At 34.4% G+C, this 19571-nt stretch carries 17 protein-coding genes and 1 other annotated feature; of the genes, 6 read left to right on the forward strand and 11 right to left on the reverse strand.

Annotated elements, in window-relative coordinates:
- The first annotated feature begins 55 nt into the window (after window positions 1–55).
- The 4 genes from Q0977_RS04945 (at window position 56) to Q0977_RS04960 (ending at window position 5432) form a co-directional block, all read left to right on the forward strand.
- Window positions 56–1216, forward strand: a complete 1161-nt coding sequence (locus Q0977_RS04945) for an SAM-dependent methyltransferase (RefSeq protein ID WP_119417190.1) — start codon at window positions 56–58, stop codon at window positions 1214–1216.
- 350 nt (window positions 1217–1566) lie between these two features.
- Complete coding sequence (gene efeO, locus Q0977_RS04950; protein ID WP_119417186.1) at window positions 1567–2439, forward strand: iron uptake system protein EfeO; 873 nt, start codon at window positions 1567–1569, stop codon at window positions 2437–2439.
- A 7-nt stretch (window positions 2440–2446) separates the two neighbouring features.
- Complete coding sequence (gene efeB / locus Q0977_RS04955) at window positions 2447–3727, forward strand: iron uptake transporter deferrochelatase/peroxidase subunit (protein ID WP_299511083.1); 1281 nt, start codon at window positions 2447–2449, stop codon at window positions 3725–3727.
- Window positions 3702–5432, forward strand: coding sequence for an FTR1 family protein (locus Q0977_RS04960; RefSeq protein ID WP_299511085.1), 1731 nt, complete (start codon window positions 3702–3704; stop codon window positions 5430–5432). The genes efeB and Q0977_RS04960 overlap by 26 nt, the downstream gene beginning before the upstream one ends.
- 131 nt (window positions 5433–5563) lie before the next feature.
- Here the strand turns inward: Q0977_RS04960 and Q0977_RS04965 are convergent, their stop codons facing one another.
- The 5 genes from Q0977_RS04965 to Q0977_RS04985 form a co-directional block, all read right to left on the reverse strand.
- Window positions 5564–6808 carry a hypothetical protein gene (locus Q0977_RS04965; protein ID WP_299511087.1) on the reverse strand — a complete coding sequence of 415 codons (1245 nt, stop codon included), beginning with the start codon at window positions 6806–6808 and terminating at the stop codon, window positions 5564–5566.
- Between the two features lie 516 nt (window positions 6809–7324).
- Entirely contained in the window at window positions 7325–8707 is a 1383-nt protein-coding gene (gene fumC, locus Q0977_RS04970) for a class II fumarate hydratase (protein ID WP_119416152.1), read from the reverse strand.
- Window positions 8708–8872: 165 nt separating this feature from the next.
- A complete protein-coding gene (locus tag Q0977_RS04975; RefSeq protein WP_233548088.1) occupies window positions 8873–9418 on the reverse strand; it encodes a PCYCGC domain-containing protein in 546 nt (181 codons plus the stop codon).
- Between the two features lie 132 nt (window positions 9419–9550).
- A complete protein-coding gene (locus Q0977_RS04980) occupies window positions 9551–11101 on the reverse strand; it encodes a flotillin family protein (protein WP_119416145.1) in 1551 nt (516 codons plus the stop codon).
- A 33-nt stretch (window positions 11102–11134) separates the two neighbouring features.
- The gene (locus tag Q0977_RS04985; RefSeq protein WP_164489598.1) at window positions 11135–11662 is read right to left on the reverse strand and encodes a hypothetical protein; all 528 of its coding nucleotides are present in this window, start codon (window positions 11660–11662) and stop codon (window positions 11135–11137) included.
- A 240-nt stretch (window positions 11663–11902) separates the two neighbouring features.
- Here Q0977_RS04985 and Q0977_RS04990 point away from each other — a divergent pair, with 240 nt between their 5' ends.
- Together Q0977_RS04990 and Q0977_RS04995 are read left to right on the forward strand one after the other, a co-directional pair.
- Complete coding sequence (locus Q0977_RS04990) at window positions 11903–12523, forward strand: DUF47 domain-containing protein (RefSeq protein WP_119416144.1); 621 nt, start codon at window positions 11903–11905, stop codon at window positions 12521–12523.
- Window positions 12524–12538: 15 nt separating this feature from the next.
- Entirely contained in the window at window positions 12539–13540 is a 1002-nt protein-coding gene (locus Q0977_RS04995) for an inorganic phosphate transporter (RefSeq protein WP_119416143.1), read from the forward strand.
- 134 nt (window positions 13541–13674) lie between these two features.
- Here the strand turns inward: Q0977_RS04995 and Q0977_RS05000 are convergent, their stop codons facing one another.
- The 6 genes from Q0977_RS05000 to Q0977_RS05025 all read right to left on the reverse strand — a co-directional run bounded on the left by Q0977_RS05000 (window position 13675) and on the right by Q0977_RS05025 (window position 19371).
- Window positions 13675–13854 (reverse strand): hypothetical protein, encoded by a 180-nt coding sequence (locus Q0977_RS05000; RefSeq protein ID WP_119416142.1) that lies wholly within the window; start codon window positions 13852–13854, stop codon window positions 13675–13677.
- A gap of 31 nt (window positions 13855–13885) precedes the next feature.
- Window positions 13886–14353, reverse strand: coding sequence for a hypothetical protein (locus Q0977_RS05005; RefSeq protein WP_119416141.1), 468 nt, complete (start codon window positions 14351–14353; stop codon window positions 13886–13888).
- A 146-nt stretch (window positions 14354–14499) separates the two neighbouring features.
- Window positions 14500–15123, reverse strand: coding sequence for an NUDIX domain-containing protein (locus tag Q0977_RS05010; RefSeq protein ID WP_164489596.1), 624 nt, complete (start codon window positions 15121–15123; stop codon window positions 14500–14502).
- Between the two features lie 9 nt (window positions 15124–15132).
- Window positions 15133–16212 carry an AI-2E family transporter gene (locus tag Q0977_RS05015; RefSeq protein WP_119416139.1) on the reverse strand — a complete coding sequence of 360 codons (1080 nt, stop codon included), beginning with the start codon at window positions 16210–16212 and terminating at the stop codon, window positions 15133–15135.
- A 161-nt stretch (window positions 16213–16373) separates the two neighbouring features.
- On the reverse strand, window positions 16374–17234 hold the full coding sequence (locus Q0977_RS05020; RefSeq protein ID WP_299511095.1) for an S-adenosyl-l-methionine hydroxide adenosyltransferase family protein: 861 nt from the start codon (window positions 17232–17234) through the stop codon (window positions 16374–16376).
- A gap of 106 nt (window positions 17235–17340) precedes the next feature.
- Window positions 17341–17612 (reverse strand) — a binding site (T-box leader).
- Between the two features lie 61 nt (window positions 17613–17673).
- The gene (locus Q0977_RS05025; RefSeq protein WP_299511097.1) at window positions 17674–19371 is read right to left on the reverse strand and encodes a M3 family oligoendopeptidase; all 1698 of its coding nucleotides are present in this window, start codon (window positions 19369–19371) and stop codon (window positions 17674–17676) included.
- Window positions 19372–19571 lie beyond the last annotated feature (200 nt).

Below are 19571 nucleotides of genomic sequence, written 5' to 3' on the forward strand. Positions count from 1 at the left end.
GGCCTAAATTATGATACACTTATGCCATCGATTAAATAATAAAGAAGGCGAAAAGATGGATTTTAATGAAATGAAACAAAATTTATTACAGCTTCTTCTTAAGGAGCAACTTGTATCAGCAACTATCAGTCAACCACGAACAAAATCTAACAATTTAAAACGTGTTAAGCTGAAACCACTTAAACTAAAAGGTATTTATCATATTCAGTTAGAGTACCAATACGAACGTATATTAAAACACGAAAATGTTCCATTATCTTTAATCGGACAAAGCATTAATGATCTATTTGATCAATTCCGCCAATTCCAAGGCGAATTCATCGAAGAGAATATCCATATACAACTTTCTAAGAAAAACAAAGTGTTGTGGAAAGCTGAAAAAACAGAGCTGAAAGAAATAAATTTATCACATAATCGTAAGAAGAATTATTTGCTTGATCCAGATAAACCTTATCCATTTTTAATACGTCTTGGAGTTCAATCCCCCGAGGGTAAAGTTAAAAAGCAAAAGTATGATAAATTCAAACAGATTAATCGCTTCATTGAATTTATCCACGATTCTTTAGATTATCTTCCTAAGGATAAAACAATCCGTATTTTAGATTTTGGATCTGGGAAATCGTATTTAACATTTGCTTTATACCACTATTTAAAAGTCGAACAAGGCTTAGATATTCGCGTTACTGGACTTGATTTAAAAAAAGAAGTTATTGAAGAATGCTCTAAAATCGCTAAGGATTTGCAATATGATCAACTTGAATTTTTAGTCGGCGATATTAATGACTATAATGACGAAACGTCAGTTGATATGGTTGTTACTCTTCACGCCTGTGATGTTGCAACTGATATGGCATTAGCACGTGCTGTGAAATGGGGAGCACACGTTATTTTAAGTGTCCCTTGCTGCCAACATGAACTCAACCGTCAATTACAATCCTCTCCTCTCGATATTATGTTACAACATGGACTTATTAAAGAACGCTTTTCGGCACTTGCAACAGATTCAATACGTGCTGAAATTTTAAATTTAGTCGGTTATGATGCACAACTTTTAGAATTTATCGATATGGAACATACACCTAAGAATATCTTAATCCGTGCTTACTATACTGGTAAACAACCAACAATTGTGCAAAAGGCACGTTATAATGCATTCACAGATTTTTTATCTGCCAAACCATTTTTAGAAAATGAACTAAAACAATTTCTCGATTAAATAACATTTCAAAAGTATGTTTACTTTTTCATAATTGTTAGACATGCTTTTGAATTATTAAAGACAAGAGCAAATCCCCAATGGCAAAAATTCCTATAATCTCTCTAATTCAATGTTAATATTTACTCTTTGGTATATCCCTTCCTTTTCTTAATATATATAGGAAAGCTATACAAATTTCCGTGCTATATTTTCTTTAAAAACATGATACAATTTGATAGATTATTAGCGTTATTTTTGTCTAAAAAAAATTCTTTTCTTAATTCTATTGATTTTTATATTGATAATGATTATCATTGCTATTAGTGAAAACGTACGTAACAAATCATTAGAAAGAAGGAAATAAAAATATGAAGGCACAATCATTACTAGCTATTTTATTAGCAGGGAGCGTCGTAATGACTGGATGTAACAGTACAGATGATGCAAAAAAAGACGATAGTAAAGCAAAAACTGAAGAATCAACAAAAAATGCCTCATCAGTTGATTTACAAAAAGAAATTGATGCATATCGAGAATTTGCCCTTGACCAATTAGATAAATTCACTGCTGAGACAGAGAAATTTGTAGCTGCTGTTAAAGCTGGAGATATAGATAAAGCAAAAGAAATTTATCCTGTTGCTCGTATGTATTATGAACGTTCTGAACCAATCGCAGAAAGCTTCGGCGATCTTGACCCACGTATTGATGCTCGATTAGCAGATTTAAAAGAAGAAGGCCAAGGTGAAGAAGACTGGACTGGTTACCATAAAATTGAATATGGTCTATGGGAAGAAAACACAACTAAAGGTTATGAAAAAACAGCTGATCAATTACTTGCTGATGCTAAAGAATTACGTGGCCGTGTAGAAACTGCTGAAGTAACGCCTGATACTATGATGACAGGTGCAGTAGATCTATTAAACGAAGTATCTACTTCAAAAATCTCTGGAGAAGAAGAAATCTATTCTCATACTGACTTATATGACTTCAAAGCTAATATAGAAGGCGCAGAAAAAATCTTCACTATTTTAGAAGATCAAATTAAAGACAAAGATTCTAAACTAGCAGAAGACTTAACTAACAAATTCAAAGCAGTTAATGATTTACTTGCAAAATATGAAACAAAAGATGGCGGCTATGTATCTTACACAAAACTAACTAAAGAAGATACAAAAGCATTATCAGAAGCTGTAAACCACTTAGGCGAACCATTAAGTCAAATGGGAATTATTATGGAGTGAGAAAAAAATGACTAAGACAAACAATGATGAAAAGTTGATAGATAAAAAGATAACACGCAGACAAATGTTAAAAATTACTGGTGCTGGAGCTGCTGGAATAGCAATTGGCGCTACTGGTATGGGAGGCGTATTAAAAGCATTCGGCAAAGATTTCTTACAAGAAGACGATACAACCGCTACTAACAAAGTGAATTTTTATGGCAAACATCAATCAGGTATCGCCACTGCTGTTCAAACAAATATCTACTTTGCTTCATTAAATGTTTTAGTTAAATCTAAAAAAGAATTGCAAGAGATGTTCCAAATGTGGACACCTCTTGCTGTTCAAATGATGAATGGTAATATGATTGGTGAATACAAGAATGATATGATTCCACCAAAAGATACTGGAGAAGCAAAAGGATTAGATGCTCGCAATCTATCAATTACATTCGGTGTCGGACCATCTCTATTTGAGAAAAAAGAACTTGGCCTTGCATCATTAAAACCGAAAGAACTAAAAGACTTACCCCACTTCCCTAAAGATCAACTAGAAGATGCTTATACAGGTGGAGACATATGCATTCAAGCTTGTGCTGATGATCCACAAGTTGCGTTTCATGCAGTTCGAAATTTAATCCGTGCTGCTTCAGGAAAAGTTTCTATGAAATGGTCACAATCCGGTTTTAATTCATTCCCTACGAAAAACGGAAAAAAACAAACACCTCGCAACTTGTTTGCATTCAAAGATGGTACCGAAAATCCAAATACCTCTGATGAAAAGGACATGAATAAGGTTGTTTGGGTACAATCCGGTGATTCTAAACCTTGGATGACAGGAGGGACTTATTTAATCGTACGTCGTATCCAAACACATTTAGAAACATGGGATCGTACTTCTTTAAAAGAACAAGAAAATACTTTTGGTCGTCATCGTGATTCAGGCGCACCAATTGGAAAGAAAAATGAATTTGATGCAGTGGAGATTGAACGAAAAGATGAAAATGGAAATTACATCGTACCCGAAACATCACATGTTTTTCTAGCAAAACAAGCAAAAGCTAGAATAATGCGTCGTTCATTCTCCTACTCTTCAGGTATTGTTGATGCGACAGGTACCTATGATGCCGGACTCGTATTTATCTCTTTCCAAAAGAATCCTGAACAATTTATTAAGATTCAAAACAGTTTAGGACGACTAGATAAGTTAAATGAATATATTACACATCGAGGAAGCGGTGTTTTCGCTTGCTTCCCTGGTATAAAAAAAGGAAGTTATATAGGTGAAGCATTATTTAATACGTTGTAGTCAATTTCTCATTATCTTATTGCTTGCTACACTCACAACAATCCATCCTGTAGCAGCAGCGGAATCCTATAGTAACCTGTATATTTCAATCAGTGATGCCATAATGAATTCCAAACAAGGTAATGATGCAAAGGCAAAAGATGCAATCAGAACTTTTGAGGAAAGTTGGCAACAAGCTAACGTCAAAGATTCAAAAGAAGCAAAAGCTGTTGAACAAGCTCTTGAAGACACACAAACAGCTACTACTAAAGAGGATCGTTTGAAGGCATTAACTGTTCTCTCAAGAGCATTAACAGCTCTTGAAAAGGCTGAAAATCCTGTTGATGAAAAAGCTGAAAGAAAAGCCTTCGCAAATGTTATGCAACCTGCACTAAATCAATTACAAGCCTCCATTAAAGAAGGCGATGTTGAAAAACTTACAAAGGCTTATAATGCCTTTAATACTTTCTGGACAAAAAAAGAAGTACCTGTTCGAGAATACGACATTGCAGCTTATGGCAAAATTGAAACACAAATGTCTTTTATACGAATTGCACTTTCTGATGAAAATCCGAATATGGATTCCATTCAAGATCAATTTGACGGGCTACAAAAGGCCATTAATGATTTTGGAGCTGGGAAAAAAGTAGCTTCATCTGCTAAAGGTACTTACTCTTTACAAACTCTAGTTGATCTAATCGATGATGCAAAGGCTCAAATAGACGACGAAGATTATGAAAAAGCTTCTGCAACGGTCAAAAAGTTCATCACAACTTGGCCAAATGTTGAAGGGGATATCCGTACAAAAAATGCTAGTCTCTATACAAAAATTGAAAGTGATATGCCGATTATTGCTAGTGATTTGATGAAAGATACTGTTGATGTAAAAGATATCAACTCACAATTAGATAACTTTAAACAACAAATTCAACTGATTCAAGGTGATCAAAACTATAGCTTTTGGGATTCAGCTTTAATCCTATTACGTGAAGGTTTGGAAGCATTATTAATCATCGTTGCACTAATTGCTTTCTTAAAAAAATCCGATCAACAACATATGGGAAAATGGATTTACATGGGTGCTCTCTTCGGGGTTGCATTAAGTGCTGTTTTAGCAGTTTCAATGTCTACTATATTTAACTCTGCTACGATTAATACTAGTCGTGAAATGATTGAAGGATATGTAGGTTTAATCGCTGCAGCAATGATGATTGGTGTTGGCGTTTGGATGCATAGCAAGTCGAATATTAAAGCATGGAACTCTTATATAGCAAAACAGATGAATCACGCAATGTCTAAACAAAGTATTTGGGCAATGGCATTTATCAGTTTCCTATCTGTCTTCCGAGAAGGTGCTGAAACATTAATCTTCTATATGGGAATTGCTCCTAAAATGTCAACAACCGATTTTAGTCTTGGAATTGTAACTGCAATTGTCATCTTAGCAGTTGTAGCCTTCTTCTTATTACGAGTTAGCGGCAAGATTCCAGTACACAAATTCTTTGCGGTTGCTACAATTTTAATCTATATTCTTGCGTTCAAGATTATTGGTGTCAGCATTCATACATTACAATTGACTGATATATTGCCATCATCAGTAATTAGCGGTTTACCAGTTTGGTCAACTATCGGTTTCTACCCAACAGTTGAAACAATTGTCGGTCAAATTATTCTACTTGTTCTAGTTGTTATGACAACAATCTATAAAAAACGTAACGAAAAATAAATTCAAAAAATGGTATGAGTGCATGATACTCATACCATTTTTCATTCTAAAAATCATTTTACTAGAGGATTACTCTGACAATAATAAGTACTATCCACACTCCAAAAACTAAATTGAAGTATCTTTGATGATTAATTTATATTAAAAACTTTTGATTTAGTTGTGCTTTTAATCGTATCCTTTAAAGAAAGTTTATCTGTCTTTACGTATAAAGTGACTTTATATACTCCTTTTTTCAACTTTAAATCCTTGTAGCTATGTCTACTTATATCATCAACCTTTAAGGCCTTTATCTTTTGATATTTTCCAGTTGTCCCCTTTTTCCACACAGTCAAGTGACCATTATAGTAAGGGGATTCTATATTATAATTCACTCTGACTTGTTTCGTTCCTTTTTTATCTACTGATTTTCCTATTGTTAGTTTTAGTGCTGTGATTTTAGGGGTTACTTGATCTATAGCTTTAATGGTATGGTATTGTACTGCTACTGTTTTTGTTTCTTTAATCCTACTTGTTATTCTGAACTTATAATTACCTTTTTTCTTTAATTTATAGCTATATTTCTTTCCCTCATTGTATGGTGAAATATTGTCATATTTCTTTGTTTTTGGATTATACAAGTCCCACTTTGTTTCAATAGTTGCCCCTTGCAAATTAGCATGTGACACAAAGATTTCAAAACTAACATTAGTTCCTGCATAGACTAGTTTACCGCTTTTTTCTATTGGAACATCTTTTGCTAATAAAGTACCTTGTAGTGTATTCATGAGTACAAAATTATAGTTTTCTAGATTTTTCAGTTTTCCAGTATCTACTATCCGCAAAGTATAATTCCCCTTTGCTAATTTGAAGAAATCCGTTGTTATAAGCGCATTACTCATTTTGTCGCTAGGTATATCAAAACGTATTTTTTTCTTAGTGTCTCTATTAGTTAGTACCCCATAAATAGCCCCTGTCATGTCCTCTTTTGTATTTTTTGAGGACATTGAAAGGTCTACTACGAAGTTATATGGTGTTTCGGAATCTTTTGTAACAGTAAAATTATACTGTTTTTGAATTATATTTTTTAATGTCTTCTCTATGAAGGACATCTCTCCATTGTCTAATTTCAAATTCACTGTTGGTAAGTCACTAATACTTTGTGAATCTACAGCTTGTTGTTCAAAATTATAGTAGTGATAATAATCACCATAGACGAAGATAGGTTCAATAAAATTTTGATTTTCTGTAGTTGCCACTGTATTGACTTTATCTATTAAACTTAACCCTATTCCATCATTTGATTGCGCATGTGCTAAGCTGTTAGCCCCTATAAATCCTACTAGCATCACTGACACTAGACTCAAACTTGTTATAATACTTTTCTTTTTCTGCATGTTAAGTTCCCTCCCATAAAACTAGAACACCATTTGATGCAGCACGAATAAGATATTCAAGACCTTGAATACTATGATAAGTGCAAGTAATAATTATATAAAGTGTTTTTCTTATGAACTTTAAAGGGTGGCATAATTAGAGTCTTAATTGCGTTTGCGCTTTAAATCATATGAAAGCAAAATCCTTCTTCTCCAATTATCCACATGTTATCCGCATTTGCATTAGTATTCTATCTAAAAAATCCTAAATCAAATATTACACTTGGGGATAATAGATAAATTTATACACAATTTTATAAATTGTAGTGCATAAGTTAGCAACTAATCATAGGCTATTTCGTAATATGTGCAAAAACTGTGCATAACCAAAAAAACATGAATTCTTAGAGTAAAAAGAAGCTGAATAAAAGATGTATATAAGTATTTTATCAAAAACACTCTAACAAAATAAAAAACGCCTGAGTATTTATTTATATACTCAGGCGTTTTTTTATTTAAAATATTAAAGACTAATTTTTAGAATTTAATCATTTTACTTGGGACAACCCATTCGTTGAATTGTTCTTCTGTTAGAAGACCAGTTTCAAGTGCTGCAGCTTTTAAAGTTAAGCCGTTTTTATGAGCATGTTTTGCGATTTTAGCAGCATTTTCATAACCGATGTATGGGTTAAGAGCTGTAACTAACATTAGTGAGTTGTTTAAGAAGTGTTCAAGTTTATCTTTGTTTGCAGTAATACCCACTAAGCAGTGTTCATCAAAGCTACGGATTACATCAGATAATAATTCAACTGATTGCATGAAATTGTGAAGGATAATTGGTTTGAACACGTTCAATTCAAAGTTACCTTGTGATGCAGCAAAGCCGATTGTTACATCGTTACCCATAACTTGTACAGCTACCATTGTAACAGCTTCACATTGAGTAGGGTTTACTTTACCTGGCATGATAGATGAACCTGGTTCGTTTTCTGGAATTGAGATTTCACCAAATCCAGAACGTGGACCTGAAGCTAACCAACGAACATCGTTTGCGATTTTCATCAAATCAGCTGCTAATGCTTTCATCGCACCATGAGTAGTAGCGATTTGATCGTGTGATGTTAATGCATGGAATTTGTTTGGTGATGGTACGAAATCTAAGCCTGTTTCTTTTGAAATTTCAGCAACAACCTTTTCATCGAAGCCATCTGGAGTGTTAAGACCAGTACCTACTGCAGTACCACCGATAGCAAGTTCGCGCATGTTTAATGCTGCTTCTTTGATCATTTTTTCAGAAGACTCGATCATGTATAACCAACCACTAATTTCTTGGCCAAGTGTTATTGGAGTAGCATCTTGTAAGTGCGTACGACCAATTTTGATCAAGTGCATAAATTCTTCAGATTTAGCTTTTAATGTTGCTTTAATTTGCTCTAAAGCTGGGATTAAATTTTTCTCAACAGCGATAGAAGTAGCGATGTGCATAGCTGTTGGGAATGAGTCATTTGAACTTTGAGATTTGTTAACGTCGTCATTTGGATGAAGGCGTTCTTCAGAACCTTTTGCTTCTAAGTATTCATTACCAAGATGAGCGATTACTTCGTTAACGTTCATGTTTGTTTGAGTACCTGAACCTGTTTGATAAATCACTAATGGGAATTGATCATCCCATTTACCTGCTACGATTTCATCAGCAGCATGAGCGATTGCTTCATATTTGATTTCAGATAGAGTACCAAGTTCAACACATACTTTTGCTACGGATTTTTTAAGGATTGCATAGCCGTGGATAAAATCGATTGGCATATGGTCAGAACCGATGCGGAAGTTTTGTTTACTTCGTTGTGTTTGAGCACCCCATTTGCTGTCTGCTGGTACTTTAACTTCTCCCATAGAGTCATGTTCAATACGGTATTCCAAGACATTCATCTCCATTTCTTTTGCTACGAGTTTTGTTCTCACTCTAACAATATGATAGCGTTTTCCCCTCTAATTGTCTGCAATTCTGTATTAAATTATAGTAAAAACCTTTTGAAAAAGTAAAAATTCTAATTACTTTACATTTAACCCCTATTCTAAGAAGTACTATGATGGCATAGGAGTTGGTGTTGGTGTTGAATATCCTTCTTTATAATCCTGATCAATTTGTTTGCGTATCTCTTTAAGTGAGGCACCTTCTTGTGCCTGTTTAATGGATTTAATCGCAATTTCTACACAAACAATACAACGTGTTCCATGATCATCCCAAACAACAGCACCATTGTCTTTTACCTCTTTTATAAAGCAATTTAAATTACTTTTATGATTAGCACTTTCTGCACATCCACAATAACATGGCATCCATTTTAAAATCTCGGTAGCTTGTCCAGCAGCTTTATATACAAGTTTTAAGTCTTCAGTTTGATTTTCTAAAAAGCTAGGTAAGATTTCTGCTGATTTTGTTTCTTCTTGAAGATCACCATTCGCTAGTTTGTGTTGATGATTTGCATGATTAGTATGCTCCGTTGTTTCAGTTGTCTTTGTTTGATGATGGTCATTATGATCTTCCTTTGACGATTCTCCTGAATTGTTTCCGCAGGCTGCTAAAAGCATCGTGCCTGCTAATAACACCGATAACCATTTTTTCTTCAATTTAAAACTCCTTTAAATACCTTTTTTCTTCATTATACCTTAGGAGGGTATTATATATAATGACAAATAGAAGACAATCTTCCACAAAAAATTGCCCGGCAAACCACCATTGGTCTGCTCGGGCATATTAATCTATTCACCTTCAATAGTTGTTGCAGCTGATGCATCGTCTTGTTGTTTTACATTATCCGCTAATCGCTCGATACTTGGACGTATTGTATATTTACCAGAATAATTCTCTAACAATTCCTTCATATCAATACCTGATGATGCTTTTAGTGTTTCTTGTAAAGTGGCCATTAAGTCAGTTGCATATCCTGTTACCTTATTGGCGCCTCCACCTTCTCCACCACCTGTATCAACTACTGTAATCTTATCGATGTTCGCTAATGGGCTAGCTACTTGTTTTGCATATTCAGGCATCATACGGATAATCATATCTAAAACAGCTGCTTGACCAAATTGCTCGAAAGCTTCTGCAATTTTACGTTTTGCCTCTGCTTCTGCAAGACCTTTCAGACGGATAATTTCAGCTTCAGATTCCCCTTGTGCACGTTCTGAATCAGCTTTTGCCAAACCGTCCAAACGGATTTTTTCAGCTTCTGCCTTTGCTTTCGCTTCGATGCGATATTTTTCTGCATCGGCTTGTGTTAATTGTTTCATCTTTTCAGCTGCAGCATTTTGTTCGATAGCATAACGATCTGCATCTGCTTTTTTCTTTACCTCTGAGTCATATTGCTTTTCACGACGTAAAATTTCTTTTTCTTCCAATTCAATTTGCTTTTGACGTTCAATGATTTGAATTTGCATTTCTTGTTCTGTTACTTCTTGTTTTGCACGAGCAGTTTCAAGCTCGTATGCTTGGTCAGCACGGGCTTTTGCAATATCTTGTTCACGACGAAACTCTGCTACTTTTAGTTGATTTTCTTTTTCAGCTTCTGCAATCTCAGTTGCACGTTCAAGTTCTGCCTTTTGTGCTTCTTTATCCGCTTCTGCACGTTTAATACGAGTTTCCTTTTCTGCATCTGCTGTTGCAATATCCGCATCACGTCTAACCTGAGCTATTCTTGGTTTCCCAAGTGAATCTAAGTAACCGTTTTTATCTCTAACATCTTTTATCGTAAAGGATACGATTGTAAGGCCCATTTTCGCTAAATCTTGAGAAGCAACGCGTTGGACTTCTTGTGAGAATTTATCGCGATTTTTGTAAATTTCTTCAACTGTCATAGACCCAAGAATCGAACGTAAGTGACCTTCAAGTACTTCTTTTGCTTCGTTTTCACGGTCTTCTTTCGGTTTACCTAAAAACTGTTCTGCTGCTGTTGCAATTTCTGAAATTGAACCACCTATTTTAATAATGGCAATCCCATCAGCCATCACCGGTACACCTTGTTCTGTATAAACTTCAGGTGTTGTTACTTCTAGTTTACTGGATAGTAAACTAAGAGGTTCAGCTTGTTGAAATACTGGTAAAACAAACGTACCACCACCACGGATAATTTTAATACGGTTTCCACCTTCATCCGTATGTACGTTTTTAGACCCTAAATAACTCCCTGTCACAATAAGTGCTTCATCGGGACCTGCAGTTCGATATTTTGTTACATACACTCCGATTATAGCTAATAAAATAACCACTACAATTATCCCAACAATTAAAATCGGTGATGCTAAAAATGACATAATAATTCCCCCTATTTTTATATAAGTAAGCCATTAAAATAATGGTTCATACTCTCTGACATATAACGTTCCTTCTTTCACTTCTACTATGAGTACCTTTGAATCATATGGTATTGAAACATGATCATAACTTGTTGCACGTTTAGATATAATGCCGTTAACTGTCTCAACAACCACTTCACCAAAACCATCGATGGGAATAGGTACAATCACCTTTCCTACTTGACCACCCAAGGATTCTTCCGTATACGCCATCGATACTTCAGCTGATTTCAAAGGAACGAGGATGAAATAATACATCAGGATATCTAGTACGATTGAAAAAATGGCAGAAATAATGGCGATAACGTAACTGTTCAAGGAAGTAAATGTTTCAATAATAAAACCAGTTGCAGAGAAGAAGGTTAAAAAAGCTAGAATAACTGTCGGATTAAAAAATGGAATTCCTTCTCCAATCCCATCAGCAATGTCACCAAAAAAAAGATATAAAATCATACAAATTGCTAAGAATAATAATGAGTACAGATACCATTGTTCAATAGACCATAAATTCAGCTCAATCATCTTCACCCCCTTTTCTGTGAATTTGTTCCTTTCTTTCTATATGTTATACGTTTGAATACAGCGGAAAGTTTCAAATTTTTCTAATTATTACAAGCGTGATTTTCAAATGTTACGGGAATGTAAATTTTAAAAAAATTCACAGGATTATTGTATTGGTTTCTCGTACAATTTGTTATGATTATAGTTGCGTTCAAAAATAAGATAGTAATGATTTATAGACAAATTAGGAGGCTTTATATGTTTAGCTCAAAAAAAGAAGACCCTTTCTTTACTGCGCTTTTGAAAGTTGCTAAAAATGTAAATGAAGCAGCTCATTATGCTGATGATTTTAAAATAACAGGCGTTGCAGATTTGAAAGAGCTTAGCGTAACACTTAAAAAATATGAAACAGATGGAGATTCGTTAATCCACGAATTAATCCAAATGCTGAATAAATCATTTATGACGCCAATCGAACGTGAAGATATTTTGGAATTAGCTGTACGAATGGATGATATTTTGGATGGTGTTGAAGGTTGTATTGCTCACTTTGAAATGTTCTCACTTACAGAAGTAGATGATTATATGAGAGATTTCTTAAAATATATTGTGTTAAGTACAGATGAAATCGCAACTGCGATGGAACATTTAACGAATAAAAAATTAATCAACATGCGCGAACATGCCATTCTCATTAAGGATTACGAACGTAAATGCGATGAAGTATTACGTACTTCAATTAAACAATTGTTCTTACATGAAAAAGACCCTATCCGCATTATTCAATTTAAAGATATTTATGAACAACTAGAAGAAGTGGCTGACTACTGTCAAAATGTCGCCAATTCAATGGACACTATTATAATGCGTAATGCATAGGAGCTGTAGAAACACATGAATACTTTAATAATCGTAACTGTTCTAGTAGTAATATTCGCATTACTATTCGACTTCATAAACGGTTTCCATGATACTGCAAATGCTATTGCTACTGCAGTTTCTACCCGTGCGCTTTCGCCTCGTGTTGCTGTAGTTTTGGCTGCATCAATGAACTTCATCGGTGCCGTTACATTTACAGGCGTCGCTAAAGCATTGGCAAAAGATATTGTTGATCCATTTTCACTTACGAATGGTTCATTCATAATATTAGCTGCATTAATATCAGCAATTATATGGAACTTGATCACTTGGTACTTCGGTATACCTTCAAGTTCATCACACGCAATTATCGGTTCTCTAGCTGGTGCTGCCATTGCTGCTGCAGGTTTCTCTGCTATAAACTATAACGGCTTTCTTAAAATCATCAAAGCCTTAATCTTTTCACCATTTATCGCAATTATTGTCGGATATTTGATGATGTCTTTATTTAAATTACTATTTAAAAACTTAAATTTATATCGTACCAACAAAAGCTTCCGACGAGTACAAATTGCTACAGCCGCACTTCAAGCATTTACACATGGTACAAATGATGCCCAAAAGTCTATGGGGATTATTACTATGGCTTTAATTTCTGCAGGATTTTTAAGTGGCAGTGATGGTGTACCTTTATGGGTTCGTATTGCATGTGCTGTTGCAATGGGTCTTGGTACTTCGATTGGTGGATATAAAATTATTAAAACAGTTGGCGGTAAGATTATGAAAATCCGTCCTGTTAATGGTGTCGCAGCTGATTTGTCTTCTGCACTTATTATTTTTGGTGCTACACAAATACATCTTCCAGTTTCTACAACTCATGTTATTTCTTCATCTATCATGGGTGTTGGTGCTGCACAAAATGCTAAAGGGGTACACTGGGGTGTTGCACGGAGTATCGTTATCACTTGGGTGATTACATTACCTATATCTGCATTAGCTGGTGCCGCCATTTTCTCTATATTTAAGTTATTTTTATAATTTGCAACCTGAAAAACTGTTAGAATTCTAACAGTTTTTTTATATGATCAATTTATTATATGGTATTTAATTTAGTCAGATTAACATAAAAACTCACTTCACAAATTGAAGTGAGTTTCTTTAATACGGGGATTTTAATGTATAAATATTGTTCTTGATAAAGTTCCTTGTGTCACTTCTGTTGAAAAACCTAATGATTGTTGGTTTGGTTGATGAGGGTTATTTTTATAAAAAGCTGATATCGAAATATAAACAAGTAGCAAACAAATAAGGACAATACCAACAACGATTAGTGCCATTCTTTTACCTGACATCTAGATCCACCTCTTCCTTTCAGAGTCCAAACTATTTGTTAGAAGGTTTAAATCCTTCCGCCAATAGATACTCTTCAGCATCTGAGCGTGTACCAAAGCTTTCTTCTAAGTTAAATCCATGATAGATATTCCAGAAAGGCTCATCATTAACAAGTAGTAATTGATCACCTGTACGATTGCGCCATATTTGTTCAATTTTCACTTCTTCAACGGGTTCATCTACTTCTGATAAATACATAATAGAATCTTCAATTACTTCGCGCAATTCTTGTTCAGAGAAGTCACGAATATTGACTAGTCCCTTTTCATCTGCCTTATAGCGAAGTAAATCTCCAACATAAACGAAGCCATTGCCATTAGGATGTAGTTTTTCAACTACAATTTTCTTATCATATTGACTACCTTCAAAATGGTAGTTTAAACGATTCATTGAAATTTCTTTACGTGTTAGTTCAGGAAAACTTTCAATGATTTGTTGTTTTTGTTCAAATGTTAACATAGTGATCTCCTTTGTCTTTGACAGTCTTTATTAGTATAGCATTTTTTGTCACTCAATCCTCTAAGACTAAAAGAACGAAATGAGTTGATATTCAAATCTCTCAACTCATTTCGTTATTATTCTTCGTCATTTCAACATAAAAATACTTATAAAAACCTTTTCTTTAATATTGTTGTTAATAACGTCATATATTTGTTATTATAACGAACAAAATCGCTTGGCTTAGCATCTAGCGTGAAATTTACCTTTTCTCCATTTTCAAGAATCTTAAATCCAGTTAGGGGAAGCAATGGTAGATCTCCTTCAATAAATTGCACAACATCCATAAGCTTTGAACATACTATACCTGCAACTTCCTCTACTTGAAGATGAAAATCAGTGAATGCTCCTTTTTGAATGGCCAAGAATACATGAGAAAATTCTCGATCAATCATTAGAGGCTTCTCAATAATACATGGTATAACGGCAATTTTCTCTAAATCCTCTTTTAACAATGATAAGCCCAGTTCTTCTCTCAATTCTCTAATACCGTCCTCAGGACTTTCTGTTGCCAATAAATGACCTGCAGCTGTAATATCAAAAAGCGAAGGATAGTCTTTTTTATCTGCACTTCTTAACTGAAAGTACAAATAATACTCCCCGTTCACCTGACTAATTAGCCAACAATGGAATGTCTCATGCCATAATCCATTCGCATGTATTTCCGCTCTTGTGGCAACACCAGTTTGTTTATGATTTTCATCAAAGGTTTTTAAAATCTCTGTCTCCACTAATTTCACCTACACATTTTTAGTTGCAGTAGTACGAATCTCTTTCCAATGTTGATAGACATTTTTTACAACAACTTTACCTACAGCATATAATGGAACTCCTAATAGAATACCTACAAACCCAGCAATATTACCTGCAGCTAAAATAATCGTAATAACAGTTAGTGGATGTATATCAAGAGTTTTCCCCATTACATTTGGTGTAATAAAGTTACTATCAATTTGTTGTGCAACTAGTGTGACTACACATACCCAAACAGCTTGCATAGGGTCATGTATAAGACCTACTATTACTGCAGGAACCAACGCAATCCATGGTCCAATGAACGGTACCATATTCATAAAGAAGGCAAAGAGAGCTAACAGTAATGCATATTCTAGTCCAATAATTTTATAGCCGATGAAAATAATAACTGCCAAGATGAAACTTATCAATAATTGACCTTGAATATAATTTCGTAAAACATCATCAATTTCTGATAAAGTTTTCTTAATCCATGCACGTCTTGATCCAGTGAATATATTATAAATTGTTGGAGCAAACTTTTCGTGGTCCTTTAGCATGTAGATAAAGAAAAATGGAACTAGTATTAAAACAAATGCTCCTGAAACAATACTTGAAATAAATTGCACTAAAAATTTACTTGTAAATACTGCGTAACCTTGAATTGAATTTGTTAAATTGTCTATCGTGTCATTTAGTTGTTCTGGAAGGTTTTCACGGTTTTTCAAGACATAATCGACCATATCTGAAAGTTCGTTAGCCAATGTTGGCGTTGCTTTCACTAAATTATTAATCTGAGTATTAATCGGCGGTACAACAATAGCTATAAACCCATAAACTACAACACATAGTAGTACTATGATAGATAGTATACTTGCCCAACGTGGAAATTTTCTCTTTTCTAAAAAGCGTTGAATTGGCTCTGTTACATAGTATAATATTCCACCCGCTAATAACGGGATAAATATAGCACTCAAAATAACTACAATTGGATAAAAGAGAGATTTAATTTCAAGAAAATACTTCAAGATTAACAAACCTAGAAGTATACCTACGCCTGCTTGAAACCATAGTTTTTTTGTCAATTATTTGCACCTCATTCATAATATTACCGAATTGTTATTCTCATAGTTTAAGTATACGCTATACTCTAAAAAACAGGAAATAACAACATCCATAAAAAAAGAATCTACCTTATAGCAGATTCCATCTTACATATAAAACTATACTCCCCAATTTGACTAGATTATGCATATATAATCTTCGGCGCCTTGCGAATAGAAACTACCCAATTCGTACCCGTCCCAACATGGTAGGCATCTGCAAAAGAGCCTTGGTTAATCGCAATCCCTACATTATCCAATGAATTAATATATAATAGTGGCTCACCCACACGTAAATCTGCGAAGGAATGGCCATACGTCATAATACTTTGATAAATTTTGCGATTATCCGTACTAATCGTTACCTCAAAGGTATCTCCATATTTTTTTGCTAATCGTTTAAACAGACTACGACGAATATTTGTCCATAAATTTCCGAAAGGTTTATCCACAATATCGATAAATCCAGTAATAATGTCATCTTCTATCGTAGATTCTTTAATATTCAGTTCTACAATAGCTGAAACTTTAAGGGCTGGGCCTACTTCTTCAAATGAAATAATTCCTGCAGCTAAGCGTGCTCCCGTATAGGCAAAGATATCACGGCCATGAAACGTATGAGATTCACCTGAATTCGGTAGACGGTTAATCGTTTCATCGATCTCACGAATTTCTGCAATGCCATAGTAACGCTTTATATGAGTTAATGTCCCATTATCAGGTGTTACAATAAATTGATCATTCACTGTTTTTACAACAACTGCTTTACGGTCTGAACCAACCCCTGGATCCACTACAGACACAAATACAGTTCCTTCTGGCCAATATTGCACTGTTTGTAGCAAACGATAGCTTCCTTCCCAAATATTAAATTGTGGAATTTGATGTGTAATATCATATATTTTAATATCAGGATCTACACAATGTGATACACCATACATCGCACTAACCGCACCATCACTAATACCAAAATCTGATTGTAATACAAGTAACCCTTTTCCCATTTGAAACATCTCCTTATTGAAAATATATCTACATAGGAACATTAGAAGTAAACGAGCTGATCATTCCCAATAAAAATAAAAACTCGTCCCCTCAATCATTTTGATTGTTAAGGACGAGTTGTATACTCGTGTTACCACCTTTTATTTGCCACTTACTCACATAAGTAGCCTCCATCAGTACAGAATGCAAAATAGCTTCTAGACTGTGATATAGGTAACGGGTATCAAATCCCGCTGTATCCTACTATTGCTTATTGCAAGTTCAGAAACAGAGCTCAGAGGCCATCTTTCAATTGATCAACTCCTACTTCTTTTCAGCTACCGAAGCTCTCTTTTAAGAAATACAATCAATTTACTTCTTCTCATCATCGCTTTTCATATTTCAACTATTAATGTATAGCTAATTAGTATGGATGTCAATGAATTGTTTGAAAATTTTTTATAGTTTATCATCTTGTACTGCATCTAAATATTCTTTAATTGCTTCCATAACAGTTTCTACGCATCCTTCGTTGAATGGTGATTCAAGCTTTGCTTCAGCTACTAGTTTTGTAAATGACATTTTACCGCCTAATTGACATAGGTGGATATAATCCTTCCACGCTTCTTCGTGATTTTCACGAGATTTCTTCCAGAATTGGAATGCACATACTTGAGCTAATGTATAGTCAATATAATAAAACGGACTATTATAAATATGTGCTTGACGTTGCCAGAACCCGCCGCCTTCTAAATAATCAATACCATCATAGTCACGATGTGGTAAATAGGTCTGTTCGATTTTCTTCCAAGCTTCTTTACGCTCTTGGGGTGTCATTTCTGGATTTTCATAAACTACATGCTGGAATTCATCTACCGCTACACCATATGGTAAAAATAATAAGGCTTCACTTAAATGAGAGAATTTATATTTTTCTGTATCTTCTTTAAAGAATAGTTTCATCCAAGGCCATGTGAAAAATTCCATACTCATTGAATGGATTTCACAAGATTCGTATGTTGGCCAAATATATTCTGGAATGCCAATATTACGACTAGTATATACCTGGAATGCGTGGCCTGCTTCATGTGTTAATACATCAATATCACCTGATGTTCCGTTAAAGTTTGAGAAGATAAATGGTGACTGATAATCTTCGATAAATGTACAGTAACCACCGCCTTCTTTCCCTTTCTTTGCAACCAAGTCCATAAGATCTCTATCAATCATAAAGTTAAAGAATTCTGCTGTTTCAGGAGATAATTCCTCATACATTTTCTTGCCGTTTTGAACAATCCACTCAGGTGTTCCCTTTGGTATGGCATTACCACTTAAGAATTTTAGACCTTCATCATGGAATTTTAGTTGATCTACACCAATTCGTTTTGCTTGTCTTTCGCGTAATTGTGTCGCATATGGTACTACAACATCTCGGATTTGATCTCGATAATTTTTCACCATTTCTGCATTATAATCAATGCGATTCATCAATACATAGCCGAGTTCTACGTAGTTTTTAAAACCTAGTTTAAGAGCCATTTGATGACGCACTTTAACTAGTTCATCATAAATACGGTCGAAGTCTTCCTCATGTTCTTTAAAGAAGCCAAAACGAGCTTCTGTTGCAGCCTTACGTACATCTCGATTTGTAGACTCTGTGTAAGGTCCTAATTGTGCTAACGTTAACTCTTTGCCATCAAAAGAAATTTGAGCCGAAGCTACAAGTTTAGAGTATTCAGAGCTTAGTTTATTTTCCTTTTGCATGAGTTCCATAATTTCAGGTGCAAAACCTTTAATTTGATTTTCAGCTAAATCAAATAATTGAGCACCCCACTTATCTTCTAATTCATTGCGGAAAGGAGAAGCTAAGAGCGCTTTATAATACTCTGTTGTCAGTTCTTCCATTTCAGGCGTTTTTTCATCTAAAAAATCTCGTTCTTGTTGATAGAATTCATCGTTAGTATCTATAGAAGCACGAATATATACTAAGTTATATTGAGTTGAAAAATCATTACGAAAGGCATTAATTTTTTCAATAACTTTACTTTGTTCGTCAACTGACTTTGAACTATTAAACTCCTTTAAAAGCTCGTAGAAGTATTTTTTCCCTTCTTCAAGATTCGGACGTTTGTATTCATAATCTTTGAAAGTAACCAAAGTCATTCCCCTTTTCTTATATTTTTCGAAGTTCGAAGTATTAGGTTAATTATTTATTATATTCTGATAAAATGCAACTGATGATGTGAAATATGCGCTATTTTTTGGAAATAACCCCTTATTTCAAAATAGTATAATGAAAACACTTATTTTTTTCACGAAATTGTGCTAACCTAATTTTATGCCCAATTTTTAAAGAG

It is taken from the genome of uncultured Rummeliibacillus sp., from assembly GCF_934216135.1.
In the GTDB taxonomy this organism is placed as follows: domain Bacteria; phylum Bacillota; class Bacilli; order Bacillales_A; family Planococcaceae; genus Rummeliibacillus.

Coding starts and splice junctions, on each gene's coding strand:
- Q0977_RS04945 (WP_119417190.1), top strand. CDS start 56: ATGGATTTTAATGAAATGAAACAAAATTTATTACAGCTTCTTCTTAAG.
- efeO (WP_119417186.1), top strand. CDS start 1,567: ATGAAGGCACAATCATTACTAGCTATTTTATTAGCAGGGAGCGTCGTA.
- efeB (WP_299511083.1), top strand. CDS start 2,447: ATGACTAAGACAAACAATGATGAAAAGTTGATAGATAAAAAGATAACA.
- Q0977_RS04965 (WP_299511087.1), bottom strand. CDS start 6,808: ATGCAGAAAAAGAAAAGTATTATAACAAGTTTGAGTCTAGTGTCAGTG.
- Q0977_RS04980 (WP_119416145.1), bottom strand. CDS start 11,101: ATGTCATTTTTAGCATCACCGATTTTAATTGTTGGGATAATTGTAGTG.
- Q0977_RS04990 (WP_119416144.1), top strand. CDS start 11,903: ATGTTTAGCTCAAAAAAAGAAGACCCTTTCTTTACTGCGCTTTTGAAA.
- Q0977_RS04995 (WP_119416143.1), top strand. CDS start 12,539: ATGAATACTTTAATAATCGTAACTGTTCTAGTAGTAATATTCGCATTA.
- Q0977_RS05000 (WP_119416142.1), bottom strand. CDS start 13,854: ATGTCAGGTAAAAGAATGGCACTAATCGTTGTTGGTATTGTCCTTATT.
- Q0977_RS05005 (WP_119416141.1), bottom strand. CDS start 14,353: ATGTTAACATTTGAACAAAAACAACAAATCATTGAAAGTTTTCCTGAA.
- Q0977_RS05020 (WP_299511095.1), bottom strand. CDS start 17,234: ATGGGAAAAGGGTTACTTGTATTACAATCAGATTTTGGTATTAGTGAT.